The organism is Psychrobacillus sp. (genome assembly GCF_056205495.1).
In genome coordinates this window covers 1-1925 of the sequence record NZ_JBAEAP010000378.1, presented here as the reverse complement: position 1 = coordinate 1925, position 1925 = coordinate 1, and the positions used below count along the sequence as shown (strand labels likewise).

General features: G+C 33.7%; 1 protein-coding gene and 1 pseudogene. One reads left to right on the top strand and one right to left on the bottom strand.

What is annotated here, in order from left to right:
* Positions 1–512 (top strand): DUF2812 domain-containing protein (locus tag AC06OU_RS11255; protein WP_475855841.1); only part of this gene is annotated, 512 nt, incomplete at its 5' end.
* A gap of 145 nt (positions 513–657) precedes the next feature.
* Here AC06OU_RS11255 and AC06OU_RS11250 read toward each other — a convergent pair.
* Positions 658–1925, bottom strand: a pseudogene (locus AC06OU_RS11250) (hypothetical protein); the annotation flags it as partial.

Below are 1925 nucleotides of genomic sequence, written 5' to 3'. Positions count from 1 at the left end.
AATCGATTAAGAAATTTAAGATCTTTCTTGCCAATGACATTGAAAAAGAAGCAAAGTGGCTTACGGAAATGTCTTCTAAAGGATTACATTTTTTCAAATACAAATCTTTCTTTTACTATTTTGAAGTAGACAACGAGAAATCTTATATTTATCAATTAGACTTTCAGGATGCGGGTGAGGAGTATTTTGAGCTCTATAAACATTCTGGATGGGAGCATATCGAAACCGTGATTTCGCAGTATCATTATTTTCGTGCAGACAAAAATGCAATTGGCGATAAACGAATCTATTCTGACCCATCCTCTATAAAAAACATGTACCAAAGGATGTTGTATTTCTATATCACTATTTTTGTATGTATGCTCGTAGCGCAAGCAGGTTTGATCCTAACATGGAATGATAGTTTATTCTCAAAAATTGCATTGGCACTTATAATTGGAGTGGCCCTACTTTATGTTTACCTGTTTATATGGCTCATACAAAAAATGAGAAATCACCAGAAGCAGATTTAACACCGAATCTAATTTCTATCATTAAAACCTCAAAATCCCTGGAAATTGTGTGTGACACAAGGACAAACACAACGCTCCCTATCAAAAAAGAAGCAGCAAGACGTTTCTACGTCTGCTACTTCTTTTTGATTTTTTAATTTTTCCTTTAGTTGGATGTATTTAAATCCATATCCACTGATTTAATACCCATTTTTCCTTGATCAGATACAACCACAACTACTGTTATTTCTTTATCCCCATATTTAACAGTGATAGTAGTTTCTCCGTAGTTTTTCGCCTTTACTAAGCCATTGATTACGGAAACTATTTCATCGTCTTCAGCTTTATACTTAGCAGCTCTCGTAACATCTTTTTCTGTTTTGCCCTCACCTGTTGTAGTAACTTCTGTTATTGTAAGTTGTGTTTCTGTTCCAGGTTTTAAATCTAGTTTTAACATATCGGCTTTTAATGTTACTTCTGGCTCTGCAACAGATACATTAACTGTTAGCTCATTTTTACCATACTTAATAGTTATGATTGTTGATCCTATAGCCTTTGTTTTTACTAAGCCTCTATTTACAGTAGCTACTTTGCTATCTTTCACTTTATAAGTTGAGGCAAATGTAACATCTCGTTCAGAAGTTTTCCCATCTGCTGATGTTGTTATTTCTTTAACGGTTAGCTGTATTGCTTTTCCTGGTTCCAAATTAATTGGATTTTTGTCTACACTTAATGACACTTTTGGTTCTGTAACTGTTACATCAACTTTTAATGAATTTTTACCATATTTAACGGTAATTGTTGCATTTCCAGCACCTTTTGCTTTTACTATCCCATTACTTACAGAAACAACTTTCGTATTGGAAACTACATAACTTGACTTAGAAGTAACATCTTTTTCCGTTACCTTTCCATCTGCTGAAGTAGCTACTTCCATCACTTTAAGTTGTGACTGTTTTCCAGGTTCAAGATTAATCTCTGTTTTGTCTATGCTTAGTGTTAGTGTTGGTTCTGATACTGTCACCTTTACTGTCAATTCATTATTTCCAAATTTGACTGTAATTGTTGTATTACCTGCAGCTTTTCCTTTTACTACACCATTACTAACGGTTGCTACCTTATTATTTGCCACTTTATAAGTTGCTAACATTGTTACATCTTGCTCTTTTATTTTTCCATCCAAAGATGTGGTTACTTGATTGATTTTTAACCGAGTATCTTTTCCTGGTTCTAAATTAACCTCGGTCATATTCGCAGAAAGTGTTACAGTTGGATCTTTAACAGTTACTTGTACAGTTAGTTCATTTTTACCGTATTGAACTTTTACTGTTGTGTTACCTGCTTTTTGGGCTGTTATTAGACCATTTTTTACTGTTGCAACTTTACTATCCGGTACTTTGTATGTTGCAGATTTTGTTACATCTTTTTCTGTTG